Raw genomic sequence first — 19008 nt, forward strand, 5'->3', positions numbered from 1 at the left:
GGACGTCCCGCACGGCGCCGCCCGATTCCCGTCACCCCGGCCGGTTGCCGGTGGGGATGGAGATGCTGATCGGGTAGTCGCCGCGGGACAGGAACAGCAGCACGGCCTGCCGCAGCACTTCGTCGAACATCCAGTAGGCCTGCTGCGAGCCGGGGAAGTTCTGCAGCAGCCCTTCGCGCACCGCGATGAACGGGCCCCACAGCGTGTTCAGCAGCGGGTCCCAGATCGGCTCGTCCGGGATCATCAGCCACCGGGCGACCTGGTCGCCGAGCATGAACCGGGTGAGGGAGCCGATCACCGGCCTGCTCAGGATGGAGCCGTCGATCTCCTTGCCGAAGTCCATCAGGATGTCCGCGAGGTTCACGCCTTCCGCGGTGGGCGCGAGGATCGGGGTGAGCACCTGGTCGGCCTGGAGGTTCGCCTGCTCCCAGGACGCGGGGATGTACTCGTCGGCGATGCCGAGCATGTGCGCGCACAGCTGCCAGGAGTGCAGGTACGCCTCGGACTCCTCCGGTGGGATCGGCACGTTCCACTCGACCATCTTGCGGTTCACGGTGGTGGCGAGGCTGTGCCAGGTGACCATCATGTCGGCCTGGCTGATCGGGATGTCCTCGGGCGCGACGTCGGCCCAGTTCGACGACTTCGGCAGCAGGTTGCGCACACCTGCGTGGGTGAGCCGGGTCTTGACGCAGGTGACGATCATCGAGCCGTCGTCGGAGTAGGCGTTCGGGGTGCCGATGTCGTAGCCGAGCTTGGCGGTCTTGGTGATGCGGTCCTTCATGTTCGCGCCGCCGTAGGAGTGGTAGACGGCGCGGGCCTCCTTGGGGATGACGGTGCTCATCATGCCGCTGGCCATGCCGTAGAGGACGCCGAGGTAGAGCCCGCGCTTCTCGTTGAACCGGTAGGCGAGGTCGAGCTTGCGCTGGTCCGCCCACTCCGGTTTCCGGCGGGCGTCCTCGATGAAGTCGCGCAGTTCGGTCGGCAGGCCCTTCGGCAGGTCCTGCGCGTTGGTGGTCCACTCGCGCAGCAGTTCGTTGACGCGGGGCACCGCGCCGCTGTCCAGCAGCGAGCCGACGAGGGGGTCGGCGACCTCGTCCCAGACCCACCGCGGGTCGGCGCCTTCGCCGGTGCCGACGACGGAACCGCTGGGTTGCCAGGTCCACGCCATGGCGGGTGCGGCGGTGCTCAGCGCGCCGAGCGCACCGAGTGCGCCGCCCGCGGCGAGCAGTCCGCGCCTGCCGAGCTGTCCGCGCTTGCCTGATTCGCTCATGTCCGGAACTCCTCCTCGAGTTCGTGGATCGCGAGGTGCGGGGTTGATCGCGTGCAGCGAGGTACCGCGCCGCGCGGTGTGGCCCGCTTCGGGCCGTCGCACCGGAGCGCGTTTGGTACGATGAAACAAGATCCGCTACCGCGTATCAGGAAGCGAAGCACAGGACGCTCCCCGGCACCAGACCCGAATCCGCGTGCGGCCCGCATTCCCGCCGTTCACCGGGATTCCGCTCGGATGGAAGGAGGAGCACCGTTGCTCCGATGGCACTCCCGCCGCTCGCCGGCCCGGGTCGCGCGATCCGGGTTCGGGGCGCCGCGGAACCTGTACGGTCCGAGACCATGACGCCGCACGACCCCGAATCGCTGCTGGAGCGCGCGTTCACCGAGGCCGTCGACCGCGTCGAGGACCCCGACGACACCACCGCGCGCGTGCTCGACGCCGCCTACGAGCAGTTCTGCCGCCTGGGGTTGCGCCGGTCCACGATGGAGGACGTGGCGCGCCGCGCCGGGGTCTCCCGGATCACCGTCTACCGCCGGTTCGCCACCAAGGACGCGCTGGTCGAGCACGTGGTGCGCCGCGAGTTCCGCCAGTACTTCGACCGGTTCCGGACCGACATCCGGCACGCGCGCACCGCCGCGGACCGGGTGGTGCTGGGGTTCGCGAGCGCGCTGCGCGCCATCCGCGGCAACCCGCTGATCGGCGGCCTGATGGAGGTCGAGCCGGAGGTGCTGGTGCCGTCCATGCTCACCGACGGCGGGCGGACCATGGCCGTGGTGCGGCGCTTCCTCGCCGGGCAGCTGCGCCGCGAGCAGCGCGCCGGGCAGGTGCCGGAGCGGGTGGACGTGGACGTCGTCGCCGAGCTGATGGTCCGCGTGTCGGCGTCGTTCCTGGTCACGCCCAGCGAACTGGTCGACCTCGACGACGACGAGCAGGTCCGCGAGGTGGCCCGCCGCTTCCTGGTGCCGATGCTCGCCGAACCGGGCGCGGGCTGAGCGGCGGCCGCGAGGCCGCGATCACCCGTGGCAGGTGCAGGACGGCGCTCAACCTCAGCAGGCACGGGCGGAGCTCGGCCGCGGCGATCTCGGGGTCGCGGCCGACCGCGGCGGGCGCAGGGCCGCGATCACCCGCGGTGGACGCGGAACGGCGATCAGCCGCGGCGGGTGCGGGGGCCCTCGTACTGCTCCGCGGTGACCGGTTCCAGCCAGCTGGTCTCGGGGCGATCGTCGTCCGGCGCCTCCCACAGGGCCAGGTGCTCCATGAAGCGGTCGGGCGCGGCGCCGTGCCAGTGCTCCTCGCCGGGCGGGCAGTGCACCGTTTCCCCCGGCTGCGCCTCGAAGATCGTGCCGTCGCGGGTGCCGATCAGCGCCGTCCCGGCGACCACGTGCAGCGTCTGACCCACCGCGTGGTGGTGCCAGCGGGTGCGGGCGCCGGGCGCGAAGCGGGTCAGGTTCGCGCGCAGCCGCGAGGGTTCGGTGCCGACGTGGAGGACGTCGAACCACACGTCGCCGGTGAACCACTCGGCGGGCGCCCTGGTGGTGGCTCGCGGCCCGGTGAACTCCACGGCGTCTCCTCGGTGTCGGGCGGGAATCCGTGCCGACCACCCTAGACGCCGCGAGCACGACGGCGGCCGGCCCGCTGGTGCAGGCCGGCCGCCGGTTCGCGCGGGGTGATCAGCGAATGGCGCCGAGGGTCAGGGTGAAGACCTCCGGGTCACCGGCGTTGACCTTGCCGCTGTGGTCCTCGCCCGCGTTCGAGCTGACGTCGTCGTAGGCGAACGCGTAGCCCTTGCCGTCGGGCAGGTTCTCGTGCACCACGCGCGCGTAGTGGTTGGTGATCTCGTTCTGGTAGAACGTGGCCGGGTCCTCGTCCTGCGGCTGGTTCGGGTTGATCAGCAGCGTGGTGCGGTTGAACGCCGCCGCCAGCCGCGGCACGATCGCCAGGCGCTCCTGGGAGTCGCTCTCCGGGTTGTTCGCGAACGGACCGCTGTTGCAGCCCCAGATGTCCACCGAGGACGGCTTCTCGAACCGCTCCGAGCCGAAGACGAATGCGTCGCCCTCGACCTTGCCCTCGATGACGCCGAGGTCGTCGCGCTGGGTGTCGACGAAGATCGACTCACCGGCGTACTTGGAGTACACCTCGTCCACGTAGGGCTCGAGGTAGCCCTCGAAGTCGGCGGCGCGGTGGTTCGGGTTGAGCACCCGGACGACCTTGCCGTCGGCCTCTTGGACCAGCTTCGGCCAGTTCTCGCCCTGGTCGCGCAGGCCCTGGGCGACGCCGTCCAGCGCGCCGGTGGGCATGCCGGGGACGTCCTGCTCGCCGCTGCCCGCCTTCAGGTGCAGCGCGATGGGCGCGGCGACGAAGTCGACGTAGCTGATGTTCGCGTAGAGCTGCTCTTCGTTGAGGGTGAACTCGGCGAAGGTCCAGTCCTTGCCGTAGTTCGAGTCGTCCTCGGAGACGAAGTTGGGGTGCACCACGGAGGTCGTGCCGTCCGCGCCCTGCACCACCTGGAATTCCAGCTTGTCGTCGGTCACGAAGTACACCCGCGCGCCGTACATGCGCGGCACGGTGACCTCGACGCTGCCGTCGACCGGGATGGCGGGGTCCTCACCCAGCGGCTGCGGCTCGGGGCCACCCGCCTCCGGGAAGTAGGAGGTCCCGTCCTGCCGGATGAACACGGCCTTCTTCTCCGCGTCCGAGAATCCGGCGATGTAGGCGTGCGCCGTGGTGCCGGAGTTGTTCTGCAGCACGAACTTCAGGGTTTCCGGAGCGGCCGAAGCGAACGGGGCGTTGATCGCCTGCACCCAGAACGGCGTGGTCAGGGCCGCAGCGGAATACCCGAGAAACCGCCTACGAGAAACCATGGGGTTACCTCCAGAGACAAACTTGACCACCTCGGAAGGCGGCCGATCTTCTCGTGATCGATCCCGAAAGTCTGGCGGTCTAGACCTGCACTCGATACCTCCAAAAGGAGTACGTATTCACCAGCTTCAAACACGAATCAACGCGACCGCACAGAGCGATGGGAAAATCAAGAACGCGGCGACAACCAGCCACAAAACCGGGAAATCCGACCGCACGGCGGGATCGGGCGCGGCAGGCGCCGATTTCGTTCCCGTAAGCACGACGAAAGTCGGTGGGGATGCTCCCACCGAAGTGTGATTGCGCAACACGGTCCGCCCTCAGAACAGGACGCGAAAGGAAACGCGGTACCGGGACCGCGTGAATTCGACTGCGGGTGCACCGCGCGGCCGCAGCGGATCGCGGCCGGGAGGCCGGTCAGCTCGCCGGAACGGGCTCTTCCAGCAGCAGCCCGACCACCTGCCGCAGCTCGTCCTGGAGCCGCTCGATCTCCTCGTCGGCCCCAGCCAGCGCGAGCCGCAGCCCGCGCTGGAAGATCCCGTCGATCATGGCGTAGGCGATCCCGGACGAGGTCGCGGGCCGGGTCCCGGCGAGCTCGGCGCAGCGGCCGACCACCTGCCAGATCATCTCCTCGCGGCGCCGGTCGATCTCCTCGACGTCGGCGCGGAAGGATTCCTCGAACAGGCTCTGGTTGCGCAGGTCGTACCACAGCCGGTGCAGCGGGGCGTCGGTCCGCATCGAGGCGAAGAACTCGGCGATGAACCCGTCCCGCAGTTCCGCCACGCCGGTGGCCTCCGCGATCACGCCGTCGTAGCGGGTGACGCACACGGCCTCGTACTGGCGGACGGCGCGGGTGATCAGGTCCTGCTTGTCCGCGAAGTAGTAGTGCAGGACGCCGTGGGAGAACTCGGACTTCTGCGCGATCTCGCGCAGGCTCGTCCGCGCGTACCCCAGGTCGGCGAGCGTGTGCAGCGTCGCCACGGCGAGCTCCGTGCGCCGCGCCTCGAACTTGTCGACCTGGCGGCGGGCCACCCGATTCTGCTTCGTCTCCGCGACCTCGGTCACTTGCCCGTCCTGTCGGCTGGTGCTGGCTGGTTCCGGCTGAGGGCACAGTCTAACGCCCTCGCTCACGAGGTTCCTTGACAAGCGTCCAAAAAATTCTTGACGACTGTCCAAAAATCCGCCTACGGTGTGATCCACGCCGCACGGACGATCTTCCGAGCCGTGCGGAACCCCGATCTCAACGAGGAGATTCCCGGATGAGCAGTGAGGATCTGACCGGCCGAAGAGCACTGGTGACCGGCGGTGCGCGCGGACTCGGCGCAGGCATGGCCGAAGCGCTGGCGCAGGCGGGCGCCGCCGTGGTGATCGGCGACGTGCTCGAGGACGAAGGCGAGAAGACGGCGCTGGCGCTGCGCGAAGCGGGCGCCGAGGTGCACTTCGTCCCGCTCGACGTGACCGACGACGCGAGCTGGGCGGAGGCGGTCCGGCGCACGACCGAGACGATCGGCGGGCTCGACGTGCTGGTGAACAACGCCGGCGTCGAGATCACCAGCCTCATCGCCGACCTCGACCCGGCCGACGTGCGCCGGATGCTGGAGGTCAACGTGCTCGGCACCTCGCTGGGGGTGAAGCACGGGTTCCGCGCCATGCGGCCCGGCGGCGCGGCCGGGCAGGGCGGGGCGATCGTGAACATCGCGTCCGTCGCGGCGACCATCGCCTTCCCCGGCATCGCGATGTACTCGGCCACGAAATCCGGCATCGACCGGCTCACCCGCGTCGCCGCCGCCGAGTCCGGGAAGCTCGGCTACGGGGTGCGCGTCAACTGCATCTACCCGGGCCTGACCCCCACCACGATGGGCAACCAGCTCGCGGTGGACTGCGCCGAGATCGGGTTGTTCCCCTCCCCCGAGGCCGCCGCGGAAGCGGTCGTGGGCCTCACCCCGCAGGGACGGCTCGGCCAGGTCGACGACATGGCCGACGCCGTGGTCTTCCTCGCCTCCGACGCCGCGAAGTTCATCACCGGCGCCGGACTCCCCGTCGACGGCGGCATGGGCATGTGACCGCGACTCTCTCCCCCCACCAGCACGGAAGGAAGCAGTTCATTGGCCACTGACAAGAAGGTCGTCGTCTACGGAGCCTCCGGCTACACCGGACGCCTCATCTGCGAGTACCTGCGCGAGTACGGCATCCCGTTCCTGGCGGCGGGCCGCGACCACCAGCGGGTGCGGGACGCGGTCGCCGCGGTCCCGGGCATCGACACCGTCGAGCACGAGGTCGTCGAGGTCGAGCACACCGCCGAAGCCCTCGCCGAGCAGTTCCGCGGCGCCTCGGTCGTGCTCAACACCGTCGGCCCGTTCGCCCGCTTCGGCCACGAGGTCGTGCAGGCCTGCCTGGAGATCGGCGCGCACTACACCGACACCAACGGCGAGCAGAACTGGATGATCGACGTCGAGCAGCGCTACGGCACCGCGTTCGCCGAACGCGGGCTGCTGCTGACGCTGGGGCTCGCGCAGATGTACACCATCGGCGAGATCGCGGCGAACATCTGCCTGGAGACGCCGGGACTGGACACGTTGGACATCCAGGTGTTCTGGAAGGGCCACCCCACGGTCGCCTCCACGAACACGATCCTCACCAACGCGGTGCTGGCCGACGCGTTCTACCTGGAGCAGAACGAGTACGTGCCGTGGCCGGCGGACCGCGGCACCTACGACGTGGTGGTGCCCGGCCACCACGAGGTCGGGCTCGCGCTGCCGTGGGGCGGCACCTCGCACCCGGTGTGGTTCAAGAACGACCCGCGGGTGGCGAACGTGCGGGCCCTGGGCGGGGTGTTCGACCGGTCGCTGATGCAGGCGGTGCCGCAGATCGTGGCCGGTGCGATGGAGCAGATGGACGGCCTGTCCACCGAGCAGAAGCTGGCGATGATCGACGAGATCTCCGCCGGGGTGCGCAGCGAGATGCCGCCGCGGGAGAACCCGCGCATCAACACCTCGCTGGACTCGGTGCACGCCTCCGGGCCGCTGGGGCGCGCGCACTGCGTGATCCACGGCAACTGCAACTACAAGCAGACGGCGCTGCTGAACGCGCACGCCGCCGCGGAACTGCTGCAGCAGCCGCCGCGGAAGGTCGGGTTCGCCTCCAGCTGCCAGGCGTTCGGGCACCGCGAACTGCTGGGCACGCTGCGCGCGTTCGGCCTGGTGCTCGACCCGATCCTGGAAGTCCACCGCTGACCGGCGGCGCCGACCGTCCTGAGGGGACGGTCGGCGTCCCGCTCCGTACGACGCGGCGAGCGCCGGGCGCGCGCCGAGTTCGACAGATTGGCGATGAGCTGTGCAGCTGGCCGACTACTTGGACAAGGGCGCTTCCCCGGGCGGGGACCGGCCTTGCTTGACCACGGGTGCCGACACCCGTTCCTACGCCGAGGTGCAGCGGCTGTCCTGGCGGGTCGCCGGGGCGCTGCGCGGTTCCGGCATCGAACCCGGGGACCGGGTCGCGGTGCTGTCCGGCAACGATCCGGACGCGCTCACCTGCATCTTCGGCATCTCGCGTGCCGGGGCGGTGTGGTGCCCGGTGAACCCGCGGAACGAGGCGGCGGAGAACCGGCAGCTGCTGGAGCTGTTCGGCTGCCGCTGCCTGTTCTTCCAGGCGCGGTTCGCGCCGCTGGTGCAGCGGATCCGCGGCGAACTGCCGGAGCTGACCGAGCTGGTGTGCCTCGACGGGGAGGTCGAGGGCGCGTGGGAGTTCGGCGACTGGCTGGAGCGCCGGGCCACCCCGCCGGAGCGGGTGCCGCGCGCCGGGGACGACCTGTGCATGATCGCCGGGACCGGCGGCACGACGGGCGTGCCGAAGGGCGTGCGGCTGACCGCGACGAACATGCTCACCGCGACGGCGACGACGCTGATGAGCTACCCGTTCGGCGAGTCACCGCGCTACCTGGCGCTGGCACCGCTGACGCACTCGGCGGGGGTGCTGACCTTCCCGGTGCTGGCGCTCGGCGGCGAGATCGTGATCATGCCGGAGCCGGATCTGGGCGAGTTCCTGCGGCTGGTGCAGCGGCACCGGATCACGCACGCGTTCCTGCCGCCGACGGTGATCTACGGGCTGCTGGAGCACCCCGACCTGGACTCGACGGACCTCACGTCGCTGCGCTGCCTCTGGTACGGCGCCGCACCGATGTCACCGGCCCGGCTGGAGGAGGCGCTGACCAGGATCGGCCCGGTGCTCGGGCAGCTGTTCGGCCAGACGGAGGCGCCGAACATGATCGCGACGATGGCCCCGGCCGACCACTTCCGCCCGGACGGGTCCATCGCCACCGAACGGCTCACCGCCGCGGGCCGCCCGAGCCCGCTGACCCAGGTGGCGGTGCTGGGCGACGGGGGCGCACCGCTGCCCGCGGGTGAGCGCGGCGAGATCGTGGTGCGGGGCCCGCTGGTGATGGCCGGGTACCACGAGGCACCGGAGGCGACGGCCGAGGTCGGCGCGCACGGCTGGCACCACACCGGCGACATCGGCTACCTCGACGCGGACGGCTTCCTGCACATCGTCGACCGCGCCAAGGACGTCGTGATCACCGGCGGGTTCAACGTGTACTCGGCGGAGGTGGAGCGCGCGCTGCTGGCGCACCCCGCGGTGCAGGACGCGGCGGTGATCGGGCTGCCGCACGAGAAGTGGGGCGAGCAGCTGACCGCGGTGGTGCAGCCGCGGGCCGGGGCGCAGGCGAGCGAGGAGGAGCTGCGGGCGTTCGTGCGAGAACGGCTGGGCGGGGTGAAGACCCCGAAGCGGATCGAGCTGTGGCCCGACCTGCCCCGGTCGAAGATCGGGAAGGTGCTGAAGCCGGACATCAAGCAGCGGCTCACCGCCGAAGGCGGCTGACGGCCGCACGCGGACCGGTCCGCCCGCGCGGGGGGGCGGGCGGACCACCCCGCGCTCAGCGGGCCACGTAGGCGCTCAGCACCGCCTGCACCTCGTACACGTCGACGCCCTTGCCGAACTGCTTCACGATCGGTTCGGCCGCACCGGACAGCCACAGCTTCAGCTCGGCGTCCAGGTCGAAGGTGCCCGCCGTCTCCACCGCGAAGTGGCTGATGCTGCGGTACGGGATCGAGTGGTACTCGACCTTCTTGCCGGTCATGCCCTGCTTGTCGACCAGGATCAGCCGCCGGTCGGTGAACAGCAGCGAGTCGCGGATCAGCCGGTAGGCGGAGTGGATCTCCTCACCGCGGGCCAGCAGCCTGCCGTACTCCTGCGCCGCCGCGCGGGGGTCGATCTGCGACGCGTTCCCCATCATGCCGTCGAAAAGTCCCACGAACGCACTCCCCTGCAAGATCGAACTTCCCCTGCCACCAGGGTAGCGAAGCGCGCGGGCGCGGCGATCCGCCGTCCGCGGCCGATCCGGACGCCGCCGCGCGCGGCCGGGTTGGGAGACTGGGCCGGTGAAGACCGATCGATGCCCCTGCGGATCCGGCGACGTGTTCGCCGGCTGCTGCGAGCCGCTGCACACCGGCGAGCGGCGCGCGGCCACCGCCGAGCAGCTGATGCGTTCCCGCTTCGCCGCGTTCGCCGTCGGCGACGCCGAGTACCTGCTGCGGACCTGGGACCCGTCGACCCGGCCGGACGCGCTGGAGCTCGATCCGGCGCAGCGCTGGACCCGCCTGGACGTCCTGGACCGCAGCGGCGGCGGCCCGTTCGACTCGGCGGGCACGGTCCGGTTCCGCGCGCACTACCGGCTGGACGGCCGCGCCGGGTCGCTCACCGAGCACAGCCGCTTCGTCCGCACCGGCGGGGCGTGGTACTACGTCGACGGCGACCACGAGTGACTCAGTCCTCGGCGAGCAGCGCGTTCATCCGCTGCAGCACGTCCAGCTGCGCCCAGTTGTAGTACTCGACCATCGCCGGGACGACGACGGAGGCGGCGTGCGCCTCGCCGCCCGGCGCGGTCCGCCACGCGTCCCGCATCGCCGGGTACGCCTCGTACTGCCGGTGGAATTCGGGCAGGTAGCGCCGGGCGAGGTCGGCGCGGGTGGCCTCGTCGGCGTCCGCGGGCAGCTCCTCGAACTCGGCCTCGACCGGCAGCATGGGCCGGGACACGATCTCCTGCAGCGCGTCCATCACCTCGGGGCTGAACACCCTGGCGTACAGCAGCATCAGCGACCGGCCCGAGCGCGGTACGTCCTCGCCGATCCCTTCGAACCCGGGCGGCAGCTCGGCCAGCGTCCGGTTCCGCAGCACCGCCGCGAGTTCCTCCCGCATCCGCTGCTGGCGTTCGATGCTCGCGGCGAGCTCGGCGTCGAGTTCCCGCAGCGCCTGCTCGGCCCGGTCGTCCGGGCCCTCCACCACGGCGATCTCCGAGAGCGGGACGCCCAGGTCCACCAGCCGCCGGATCCGCAGCAGCCGGGTCAGGTGGCTGATCCCGTACTGCTTGTACCCGTTCGACGTCCGCTCCGGCTCGTCCAGCAGCCCGATCCGGTGGTAGTGCCGGACCGCCTTCACCGTCGTCCCCGCCAGCTCCGCCACCTGCCGAGTGCTCCACGTCATCGACGTCCTCCCGCTCATACTCCTCAGAGACACCCTGCCCCGGGGGCAGGGTCAAGTGGGGGCCGCTCAGCCGGTCGGTCCGAAGGCGGAGGAGGCGCTGACGAGCTCGGCGTCGGTGAGGGAGCGGCCGGTGGGTTCGCGGATGCGGCGCAGCCGGTAGCGGACGGTGTTCGGGAGCATCCGTGGTGGCGGCGCACAAAGGCCGGGTCCGGCGGGGGGCGGAGGCGCGGCGCGGGAACGCGTACCTTCGCGAGCGGGTCCGGACCTCGCCGCGGCGGATGCGGTTCTCCGGCGGTGCTGCACCGGCCTCGGTGGCGCTACGGTGCCGATCATGATCGGGGTGCTCATCGGTTCCCGCGGCACCGCCGGTCACCGCGTCGGCCGTGGCGGGGCGCCCGTCCCGCCTCGATCCCGAGGTCCGCTGATCCGATCGTCGACCGCTGTCGTCCAGGAGGTCCGCTGATGCCCCTTCCCTTCCACCCGTCCGACGGCGACCCGGTGCCGCCCGCGCTGCGCGGGTTCGCCCGCGCGCACGCGCACCTCGTGGAGCTGCACGAGGGGCCGGCCCACCTCGTCGCCCGGCACCGCGCCCCGGAGCGGCGGGTCGGGCTGGTCTCCGGTGGTGGTTCCGGGCACGAGCCGCTGCACGCCGGGTTCCTCGGCCGCGGGATGCTCGACGCCGTGGCGCCCGGCAGCGTGTTCGCCTCCCCGCACAACAAGCAGGTGCTGGCGGCCAGCCGCGCCGCCGCCGGGCCGGACGGCGTCGTGCACGTGGTGAAGAACTACACCGGGGACCGGATCAACTTCGGCATCGCCGCGGAACGGCTGCGCCTGGAAGGCGTCGAGGTGCGGCGGGTGCTGGTGGACGACGACCTGGCCACCGAGTCGGCGGACACGGCGACCGGGCGGCGCGGCACCGCGGCGACCGTCGTGGTGGAGAAGCTGCTCGGCGCGGCCGCCGACACCGGGCTCGGCGTCGACGAACTCGCCGAGCTGGGCGGCCGGTTCGCCGCGGCCTCGCGCAGCCTCGCGGTCGCGTCCCGCGCGCAGACCTCGGCGCACACCGGGGAACCGTCGTTCGCGCTGGACGCCGCGGAGCTGGAGTACGGCGTCGGCATCCACGGCGAACGCGCCCGCACGACCGTCGCCCGGCCACCGCTGGAGGAACTGGTGGACCGGCTGCTGGACGAGCTCGTCGCCGGGCTGCCACCGGGACCGGACCGGGTGGTCGCCGTGCTCAACGGGCTCGGCGGCACCACCCAGCTGGAGCTCTACGGGCTGCACGACCTGGTCTCGGACGGGCTCGCGCGGCGCGGGTTCGACGTGGCGGGCGCGCTGGTCGGCACGCTGGTTCCCGCACTGGACATGGCCGGGTTCTCGGTGTCGGTGACCCGGATGGAACCGGAGTGGTGGCCCTGGTGGGCCGCGCCCGCGATCACCCCCGCCTTCCCGCGCACCTCGGAGGAATCATGATCGACCAGGAGACCGTGCTGCGCCGGTTCGCCACCGCGGTGGAGGACGCGCACGCGCAGCTGACCGAACTGGACCAGCGCAGCGGCGACGGCGACTTCGGCGACAACCTGCGCACCGGGGTACGCGCCGCGGTGGCCCGCTTCGACGCGGCCGGCGGCCGCGCGTTGGACGCGTTGGGCGAGGTGTTCCTGGACGAGGTGGGCGGCACCAGCGGCCCGCTGTTCGGGCTGCTGTTCACCGAGATCGCCCGCGCGCTCGCCGAGTCGGACGACCTCGCCGGGTTCCGGGCCGGGACCGGCGCGGGGCTGGCCGCGATCCAGCGGGTCGGCGAGGCGGAGGTCGGCGACCGGACGCTGGTCGACGCACTCTCCCCCGCCGTGGACGCCGCCGAGCAGGGCTTCGCCGCGGCCGCCCGCGCCGCCGCCGGAGGCGCGGAGGGCACCGCGCGGTTGCGGGCCCGGATGGGCCGCGCCAGCTACGTCGGCGAACGCGCGGTCGGCGAACCGGACCCGGGTGCGCTGGGCATCGCCCTCCTCTTCTGGGCCTTCGCCGCCGCCACCGACCCGGCGGACGCCCCGCCCGCCCCGCTCCCCCGCTGATCACCGGGTGAACGGCCCGCTCACCCGTTCTCCCCGGGCGAGTGGGTCGTTCTGTTGCACGGCGGTTTCCGGGTGAATGGCCCATCGGACCTGTCTCGCTGGGCGAATGGGCCATTCACCTCGGACGGTCCTCTCGATCGGGTGAGCGGGGAATGAATCACGGCCCGGCGTGGTTGCGGCCGGGTATGAGCGACGAGAACGGCAACGTGCCCGACTGGGTGCGGCAGCAGGTCGAACAGATCGGCCGCACCGGCACCACCGAAGGCCTCGAAGTGCGCGGCGCGCCGATCGTGCTGCTGACGCTGCGCGGCGCGAAGTCCGGCAAGCTGCGCCCGACGCCCGTGATGCGCGTGGAGCACGACGGCAGCTACGCGGTGGTGGCCTCCAAGGGCGGCGCCCCGGAACACCCCACCTGGTACCACAACATCAAGGCGCACCCGGACATCTCGTTGCAGGACGGGACGACGATCCGCGACTACTCGGCCCGCGAGGTGTCCGGCGAGGAGCGCGCGCAGTGGTGGGAGCGGGCCGTGGCCGCGTTCCCGTCCTACGCGGACTACGCGGAGAAGACCGACCGCCTGATCCCGGTGTTCGTGCTCGACCCGAAGTGACGTGGCGGCGCTCGGTCGCGTTGCCGCGGCCGAGCGCTCCCACCGGGTCGGTGGCCTGATCTCCCACCGCCGGAACGCCGTCCGCCACCGGCCCGATTCCGTGCCGCCAGGCCGAGTTTCCGCCGCCAGACCGAGTTTTCGCCAGCAGTTCCGGACGACGGACCCGATTCCGCGCCACCGGCCCGTTTTCCCGGCGCGAGCCCGATTTCCCACCGCTGGACCGTTTCCGCAGCACCACCCGGTGTACGCGGCACCGGTCCCGGTCACCCGAGCCGGCCGGCGCGACACCACTCTCACCGCATCGCACCGCCGAGCCCACCGCTACGCCGCGCCGTCGGCTCCCGCGGTGATGCGCCGGATCGCGTCGAGGGTGAGTGCGCGGTCGTCGCCGGACCTGGTGCCGAGCGCGCGGTGGATGGTGAGCCCTTCGATGAGCGCGTCCAGCTGCCGGGCCGTGTCCGCGCCGAAGTGGCTGCCGAGCGCATCCTGGCTGCGCCGCATCCACTGATCGATCAGTTCGCGGTAGGCGGGTTCCCTGGCGGCGAGCGCGTAGAGCTCGTGGGTGAGCACCAGGTCGGCCCGGGTGGCGAACAGGTCTTCGTGGATGAGGTCGGCGACGGCGAGGCGTGCTTCGTCGATGTCGTGCGCGGCGCCGAGCCGCCGTTCGAAGCGGGCGATGACGGCGCCGGTGAACCGGGAGAACGCTTCGCGGAGCAGTTCGTCGATGCTGGCGAAGTGGTAGGTCATCGAGCCGAGCGGCACGTCGGCGCGGGCGGCGATCTTGCGGTGCGAGGTCCCCGCGACGCCTTCGTCGGCGATGAGCGCCAGTGCGGCGTCGATGATGCGCGCCCGCCGCTGCGGGTCGAACCGGCGGCTCTTCGGTGGCATTTCCCGCGTCACCTCGACAGACGGTAGTCGATGGGCGACGTCGCGTCCGGTGCGGGTCCGGTACGACGGCGCCCGGCCGTCCCCGGAAGCTGCTCGCGTACGATCGTACGCATCACTGCGTACGCTCGTACGCAACGGCTTGCGTGCACACCGCGACCGAGAGGAACCATGACCGAGCAACCGGGCTGCGGCGCGCCGCCGGCCGTCCCCGCGCCCGCCCGCCGCCGCGCACTCCAGTGGATCTTCTTCCTGCTGGGCGTCTCGCTGGCCTCCTGGGTGACCCGCACTCCCGCGATCCGCGACGCGCTCGCCGCATCCACCGGCGAGATGGGCCTGGTGCTGTTCGGCCTCTCCGTCGGATCGATGACCGGCATCCTGTCCGCCGGACCGCTGGTGCGGCGGTTCGGCACCCGGCCGGTGATCGCGGTGAGCATGGCGCTGGCGGTGACGGGGCTCGCCGCGCTCGGCGCGGCGACGGCGCTCGCCACCGCGGCCGGGGCGTTCACCGGGCTGCTGCTGTTCGGCCTGGGCATGGGGTGTTCGGAGATCGCGACGAACGTGGAGGGCGCCGAGGTCGAGCGCCTCGCCGGTCGCCCGCTGATGCCGTTGCTGCACGGCACGTTCAGCGCCGGGACGGTGGCGGGCGCGGTGCTCGGCATGCTGTTCACCCGGGCCGAGGTAGCCGTCGAATGGCACCTGCTGGGCGTCGCGGTGCTCGCCGGGATCATCACGACCGCGGTCGTCCCGGCCGTGCCGACCGGTTTCGGCAAGGAGCGCGGTGGCCGGCGCCGCGGTGCCGGAGCCGCCGCGCGGGAGCAGTTCGCGCTGTGGACGCAGCCGCGGATCGCGCTGATCGGCTGCGTCGTGCTGGGCATGGCGCTGGCGGAGGGCGCGGCGAACGACTGGCTGCCGCTGCTGATGGTGGACGCGCACGGTTTCGACCCCACTTCGGGGACGGTCCTGTTCGCGGCCTTCGCCGCGTCGATGACGGCCGGGCGCTTCGCCGGTTCCGCGCTGGTGGTCCGGTTCGGGCGCGCCGCGGTGGTGCGGGCGAGCGCCGGGCTGGCGGCGCTCGGGCTGGTCGCGGTGATCTTCACGTCGAGTCCGGTCGCCGCATCCGCCGGGGTGGTGCTGTGGGGTTTGGGCGCCGCGCTCGGGTTCCCGCTGGCGATCTCGGCCGCGGGAGATGGCGGCGGGGATTCCACCGCTCGGGTCAGCGCGGTCGCCACCGCCGGTTACCTGGCGTTCCTCGTCGGGCCGCCGCTGCTCGGTTCCCTCGGTGACCACTTCGGACTGCGGTACGCGATGATCGTGGTACTGGTGCTCGTCGGTTGCGCGGCGCTCACCGCTTCGGCCGTGCGCGGCCCGTCTCCGGCAGAAGGAAGGTGAACCCGGTGTCCACACGGGAACGACCACTGCGGTGGATCGCGGTGGTCTGCGGCCTGATCGGTGCGGTCGCGGCGGTGCTGCTGCCGTTCCTGCCCGTCCGGTTCGAGATCACCGAGCTGCGCTGGCCGACCCCGCAGGGCACCCAGGCGGTGTCGGCGCCGCTGTCGGCGTACGAGCCGATCCGGCTGGACCTGGAGGTGCCGTGCGCGACGGCGCGCGGCCTCGACGAGCGCAGCCCGGACCCGGCGGTGCTGCTGAGCACGAATCCGCCGAAGGCGGAGTACGGCGACCTGACCGGTCTGCGGCTGGACGTGCACGACGGGCAGTTGCGGCTGATCTCGCAGGGCCAACAGCTCGGCACCGCGCCGCTGCCCGCCGGGGACTGCACGGTCCGGGTGCACGCCGACGGCCACGGCACCGACGCGGAGGTCGGCGACGAATCCTTCGCGCACGTGCGCGGGGACGCCCGGCCGCAGCTGACCGGCATCTACTCCGATGTGGACGGTGCGGTCGACGATGTGCGCGGGCTGTCGTTCTCCGCGCAGGTGGACGACCGCTACGACAGCCACCCGACGCCGTTGAAGGTCGCGGCGATGGTGGTCGCGGTGCTCGGTTGTGCCGGGGCGCTGGTCGCGCTGCACCGGATCGACGGGCTCGCCGGGCGCAAGCCGGTGCGGCTCGGCCGGAGCCGGTGGAAGCCGACCGGGCGGGACGCGGCGGTGGCGGCCGCGCTGCTGGCGTGGTGGTTGATCGGGGCGATGACCTCGGACGACGGCTACTTCCTGACGATGGCCCGGGTCAGCGGTGATCTGGGGTACGTCAACGACTTCTACCGGTGGTTCTCCGGTCCGGTCGCGCCGATGGGCTGGTTCGTGGAGCTGCAATCGGCGTGGGTGTCGGTGTCCACGGCGACGCCGTGGCTGCGGGTGCCCGCGCTGCTGATGGGCCTGCTGAGCTGGGCGCTGATCAGCCGGTTCGTGCTGCCGCGGCTGGGCCAGCGGGTCCGCCGCAGCCGCGCGGCCGGGTGGGCGGCGGCCGCGGTGTTCCTCGCCTGCTGGCTGCCCTACGACAACGGGCTGCGCCCGGAACCGGTCGTGGTGGTGCTGGCGCTGCTGGCGCTGTGCGCGGTGGAGTACGCGGTGGCGACCCGCCGGTTGGCGCCCGCCGCCGTGGGGCTGATCGTGGCGGCGTTCTCAGTGGCGGTGAACCCGCACGGCATGGTCGCGGTGCTGCCGTTCCTGGCGGCCGCGAAGCCGCTGCTGCACCTGGTGCGGGACCGCGCGGAGCGGTTCGGCTGGGCCGCGGTGCTGAGCCCGATCGCGGCCGCGGGACTGGTGGTGCTGGTCGCCTCGTTCGGGGACCAGTCGTTGAAGACGGTCGCCGAGGCCACCGCGGTGCGTTCCGAGATCGGGCCGTCGCAGGCCTGGTACCAGGAGTTGAGCCGCTACGAGCTGCTGTTCAGCCAGTCCCCGGACGGGTCGCTGACCCGCCGGTTCCCGGTGCTGCTGCTGATCCTGTGCCTGGCGATGTGCGCGGTGGTGCTGCTGCGCCGCGGCCGCATCCGCGGTGCCGCGCTGGGGCCGAGCCGGCGGCTGCTCACGGTCGCCGGGCTGTACTTCGTGGCACTGGCGCTGACGCCGACCAAGCACACCCACCACTTCGGCATCCTCGCCGCGGTCGGCGGCGCGGTGGCCGCGCTGACGGCGCTGGCGACGAGCAGCACGGTGTTGCGGTCGAAGCGGAACCGCGCGGTGTTCTTCGGCGGGCTGATGGTGGTGCTGGCGTTCACCTTCACCGGCACCAACGCCTGGTGGTACGCCTCCGGGTGGGGCGTGCCGTGGTTCGACAAGCCGCCGTCGATCAAGGGCTGGGAGTTCAGCACCGGGTTCCTGATCATCGCGGCGATCGCGCTGGGCGTGGCGCTGCGCGAGCACCTCAAGCTGGACGACCGGAACCCGCCCGCCCGCACCGAGGACCGGTCGCGGGCGTTGCGGCTGGGCACGGCGCCGCTGTCGATCGTGTGCGCGCTGCTGATGCTCGCCGAGCTGGCGTCGCTGGCGAAGGTGATCCCGGAGCGCTGGGACACCTACAACCTGGCGACCGACAACGTGCGCCAGCTGGCCGGGGCGAGCTGCGGGTTGTCGGACTCGGTGTACGCCGAGACCGATCCCGCGTCCGGCATCCTCGCGCCCGCGCCGCAGCCGGGGCGCGCGGTCCCGGACGGGAAGACCGACGAGGACGAGACACCGGACGAGTACCTGCGCGGCAGCGAGGCCGGATTCGTCCGGGGCGGGCTGCCGGGCACCCGGAACATCGACACCGGGCAGCCCATGTGGACGCCGCCGTACCGCTTCGGCAGCGACCAGGCCCCGGTCTGGGGCAGCTACGGCTCCCCCACCAGCACCGGGAAGCTGCGCACCGCCTGGTACGACCTGCCGGAGCGCGCCACCAGCGGCGAGGTGCCGATCGTGGTGAGCTCTGCCGGACGCACCTCAGGCGCGAACGCGCTGTCCGTGGAGTTCGGCCGGGACACCCCGGAGGGCTTCGAGATCCTGCGCCGCGACCCGATCGGCCAGGACGACGAGCAGCGCTGGCGCGACCACCGCGTCGCGGCCCCGGCCGAGGCGACCCGGGTGCGGGTCGTCGCCGAGGACCGCGCGCTCGGCGAGGAGGGCTGGCTGGCGGTCAGCGCTCCCCGCGCGCCGCGGCTGACCCGGATGACGGACGTGGTGGGCGACGCCCCGGCGTTCGTGGAGTGGCCTGCGGCCATGGTGCACCCGTGCCTGCGCATGACCTCGATCCACCACGGCATCGCCGAGCTGCCGGAGTTCCGCGTCTCCGGTGGCGGGGACGTGCGCGGCACCGGGCAGGGCTGGTCGGCGCCGGACGCGGGCGGCCCGTTCGGCTACCTGAACGTGGCGACGAGCATGACGGAGCTGCCGACGTACCTGCGCAACGACCTGGGCAACGACTGGGGTTCGCTGTACGCGGTGCACCCGTACGAGCCGGACGCGCTGCCCGCGTCGGCGGCCGCGCACACGCACGAGGAGGACCACTGGGGCCTGTGGAGCCCCGGCCCGACGCCGAACCCGGTGGTGCTGCCCGGTGACGTTCCGGACTCCAACACCCGCTCGGACGTGGCGCCGGGGCCGCGCTAGTCGGCGGCCGGCCGGCACCGATCCCGGTCCGGTTCTCGGGGTCGGGTGCGATTCCGAACCCGGTCCGCATCGCCATCGGGCGGAGCGGGCCGGGTCGGGGTGGTCCGGCCGATGAGAAATCTCCTTGAGTCCACTTAGGACTGACTCTGCATCTGGCCGTCCCGATGCTCATCCGCTTGCCGGTCCGCGGAATCGGGCGGCGGGAACCGTGTGGGACGGCACCG

Annotated in this window: 18 protein-coding genes; 10 read left to right on the forward strand and 8 right to left on the reverse strand. The window is 72.2% G+C overall.

What is annotated here, in order from left to right:
- Positions 1–31 precede the first annotated feature (31 nt).
- Positions 32–1270, reverse strand: coding sequence for an oxygenase MpaB family protein (locus AC29IT_RS03505; RefSeq protein ID WP_488217785.1), 1239 nt, complete (start codon positions 1268–1270; stop codon positions 32–34).
- A 338-nt stretch (positions 1271–1608) separates the two neighbouring features.
- On the opposite strand from AC29IT_RS03505, the gene AC29IT_RS03510 reads away from it, so the two are divergent.
- Positions 1609–2262, forward strand: coding sequence for a TetR/AcrR family transcriptional regulator (locus AC29IT_RS03510; protein ID WP_358444741.1), 654 nt, complete (start codon positions 1609–1611; stop codon positions 2260–2262).
- Positions 2263–2417: 155 nt separating this feature from the next.
- Here the strand turns inward: AC29IT_RS03510 and AC29IT_RS03515 are convergent, their stop codons facing one another.
- The 3 genes from AC29IT_RS03515 to AC29IT_RS03525 form a co-directional block, all read right to left on the reverse strand.
- On the reverse strand, positions 2418–2831 hold the full coding sequence (locus AC29IT_RS03515; protein WP_358444738.1) for a (R)-mandelonitrile lyase: 414 nt from the start codon (positions 2829–2831) through the stop codon (positions 2418–2420).
- 109 nt (positions 2832–2940) lie between these two features.
- Positions 2941–4131 carry a glycoside hydrolase family 64 protein gene (locus tag AC29IT_RS03520; RefSeq protein WP_488217786.1) on the reverse strand — a complete coding sequence of 397 codons (1191 nt, stop codon included), beginning with the start codon at positions 4129–4131 and terminating at the stop codon, positions 2941–2943.
- A gap of 415 nt (positions 4132–4546) precedes the next feature.
- Positions 4547–5194 carry a TetR/AcrR family transcriptional regulator gene (locus tag AC29IT_RS03525; protein WP_488217787.1) on the reverse strand — a complete coding sequence of 216 codons (648 nt, stop codon included), beginning with the start codon at positions 5192–5194 and terminating at the stop codon, positions 4547–4549.
- Between the two features lie 194 nt (positions 5195–5388).
- Here AC29IT_RS03525 and AC29IT_RS03530 point away from each other — a divergent pair, with 194 nt between their 5' ends.
- The 3 genes from AC29IT_RS03530 (at position 5389) to AC29IT_RS03540 (ending at position 9004) form a co-directional block, all read left to right on the forward strand.
- The gene (locus tag AC29IT_RS03530) at positions 5389–6192 is read left to right on the forward strand and encodes an SDR family NAD(P)-dependent oxidoreductase (RefSeq protein WP_488217788.1); all 804 of its coding nucleotides are present in this window, start codon (positions 5389–5391) and stop codon (positions 6190–6192) included.
- 42 nt (positions 6193–6234) lie between these two features.
- Entirely contained in the window at positions 6235–7362 is a 1128-nt protein-coding gene (locus AC29IT_RS03535) for a DUF5938 domain-containing protein (protein ID WP_488217789.1), read from the forward strand.
- Between the two features lie 100 nt (positions 7363–7462).
- Positions 7463–9004, forward strand: coding sequence for an acyl-CoA synthetase (locus tag AC29IT_RS03540; protein ID WP_488217790.1), 1542 nt, complete (start codon positions 7463–7465; stop codon positions 9002–9004).
- A gap of 55 nt (positions 9005–9059) precedes the next feature.
- Here AC29IT_RS03540 and AC29IT_RS03545 read toward each other — a convergent pair whose 3' ends face one another.
- On the reverse strand, positions 9060–9437 hold the full coding sequence (locus AC29IT_RS03545; RefSeq protein WP_488217791.1) for a PH domain-containing protein: 378 nt from the start codon (positions 9435–9437) through the stop codon (positions 9060–9062).
- 127 nt (positions 9438–9564) lie between these two features.
- Between AC29IT_RS03545 and AC29IT_RS03550 the strand changes: the two genes are divergently transcribed.
- Entirely contained in the window at positions 9565–9948 is a 384-nt protein-coding gene (locus AC29IT_RS03550; protein ID WP_358444721.1) for a YchJ family protein, read from the forward strand.
- A gap of 1 nt (position 9949) precedes the next feature.
- Here the strand turns inward: AC29IT_RS03550 and AC29IT_RS03555 are convergent, their stop codons facing one another.
- Together AC29IT_RS03555 and AC29IT_RS03560 are read right to left on the reverse strand one after the other, a co-directional pair.
- The gene (locus AC29IT_RS03555; RefSeq protein ID WP_358444719.1) at positions 9950–10666 is read right to left on the reverse strand and encodes a MerR family transcriptional regulator; all 717 of its coding nucleotides are present in this window, start codon (positions 10664–10666) and stop codon (positions 9950–9952) included.
- Between the two features lie 66 nt (positions 10667–10732).
- Positions 10733–10846, reverse strand: a complete 114-nt coding sequence (locus tag AC29IT_RS03560; protein ID WP_488217792.1) for a helix-turn-helix domain-containing protein — start codon at positions 10844–10846, stop codon at positions 10733–10735.
- A gap of 282 nt (positions 10847–11128) precedes the next feature.
- Between AC29IT_RS03560 and AC29IT_RS03565 the strand changes: the two genes are divergently transcribed.
- From AC29IT_RS03565 to AC29IT_RS03575, 3 genes are all read left to right on the forward strand, one after another.
- Positions 11129–12139: a dihydroxyacetone kinase subunit DhaK gene (locus AC29IT_RS03565; protein ID WP_488217793.1), complete on the forward strand. Its 1011-nt coding sequence runs from the start codon at positions 11129–11131 to the stop codon at positions 12137–12139.
- On the forward strand, positions 12136–12738 hold the full coding sequence (locus AC29IT_RS03570) for a DAK2 domain-containing protein (protein ID WP_488217794.1): 603 nt from the start codon (positions 12136–12138) through the stop codon (positions 12736–12738). Before AC29IT_RS03565 ends, AC29IT_RS03570 begins: the two co-directional genes overlap by 4 nt.
- A 185-nt stretch (positions 12739–12923) precedes the next feature.
- A complete protein-coding gene (locus tag AC29IT_RS03575; protein ID WP_358444707.1) occupies positions 12924–13349 on the forward strand; it encodes a nitroreductase family deazaflavin-dependent oxidoreductase in 426 nt (141 codons plus the stop codon).
- A 321-nt stretch (positions 13350–13670) separates the two neighbouring features.
- Here AC29IT_RS03575 and AC29IT_RS03580 read toward each other — a convergent pair whose 3' ends face one another.
- Positions 13671–14237 (reverse strand): TetR/AcrR family transcriptional regulator, encoded by a 567-nt coding sequence (locus tag AC29IT_RS03580; RefSeq protein WP_358444704.1) that lies wholly within the window; start codon positions 14235–14237, stop codon positions 13671–13673.
- A gap of 168 nt (positions 14238–14405) precedes the next feature.
- On the opposite strand from AC29IT_RS03580, the gene AC29IT_RS03585 reads away from it, so the two are divergent.
- On the forward strand, positions 14406–15626 hold the full coding sequence (locus tag AC29IT_RS03585; protein ID WP_488217795.1) for an MFS transporter: 1221 nt from the start codon (positions 14406–14408) through the stop codon (positions 15624–15626).
- Between the two features lie 5 nt (positions 15627–15631).
- Positions 15632–18784, forward strand: a complete 3153-nt coding sequence (locus AC29IT_RS03590) for an arabinosyltransferase domain-containing protein (protein ID WP_488217796.1) — start codon at positions 15632–15634, stop codon at positions 18782–18784.
- Positions 18785–19008 lie beyond the last annotated feature (224 nt).

The organism is Saccharopolyspora sp. MMCC62 (genome assembly GCF_057736575.1).

Coding starts and splice junctions, on each gene's coding strand:
- AC29IT_RS03505 (WP_488217785.1), bottom strand. CDS start 1,270: ATGAGCGAATCAGGCAAGCGCGGACAGCTCGGCAGGCGCGGACTGCTC.
- AC29IT_RS03510 (WP_358444741.1), top strand. CDS start 1,609: ATGACGCCGCACGACCCCGAATCGCTGCTGGAGCGCGCGTTCACCGAG.
- AC29IT_RS03520 (WP_488217786.1), bottom strand. CDS start 4,131: ATGGTTTCTCGTAGGCGGTTTCTCGGGTATTCCGCTGCGGCCCTGACC.
- AC29IT_RS03530 (WP_488217788.1), top strand. CDS start 5,389: ATGAGCAGTGAGGATCTGACCGGCCGAAGAGCACTGGTGACCGGCGGT.
- AC29IT_RS03555 (WP_358444719.1), bottom strand. CDS start 10,666: ATGACGTGGAGCACTCGGCAGGTGGCGGAGCTGGCGGGGACGACGGTG.
- AC29IT_RS03560 (WP_488217792.1), bottom strand. CDS start 10,846: ATGCTCCCGAACACCGTCCGCTACCGGCTGCGCCGCATCCGCGAACCC.
- AC29IT_RS03565 (WP_488217793.1), top strand. CDS start 11,129: ATGCCCCTTCCCTTCCACCCGTCCGACGGCGACCCGGTGCCGCCCGCG.
- AC29IT_RS03570 (WP_488217794.1), top strand. CDS start 12,136: ATGATCGACCAGGAGACCGTGCTGCGCCGGTTCGCCACCGCGGTGGAG.
- AC29IT_RS03575 (WP_358444707.1), top strand. CDS start 12,924: ATGAGCGACGAGAACGGCAACGTGCCCGACTGGGTGCGGCAGCAGGTC.
- AC29IT_RS03580 (WP_358444704.1), bottom strand. CDS start 14,237: ATGCCACCGAAGAGCCGCCGGTTCGACCCGCAGCGGCGGGCGCGCATC.
- AC29IT_RS03585 (WP_488217795.1), top strand. CDS start 14,406: ATGACCGAGCAACCGGGCTGCGGCGCGCCGCCGGCCGTCCCCGCGCCC.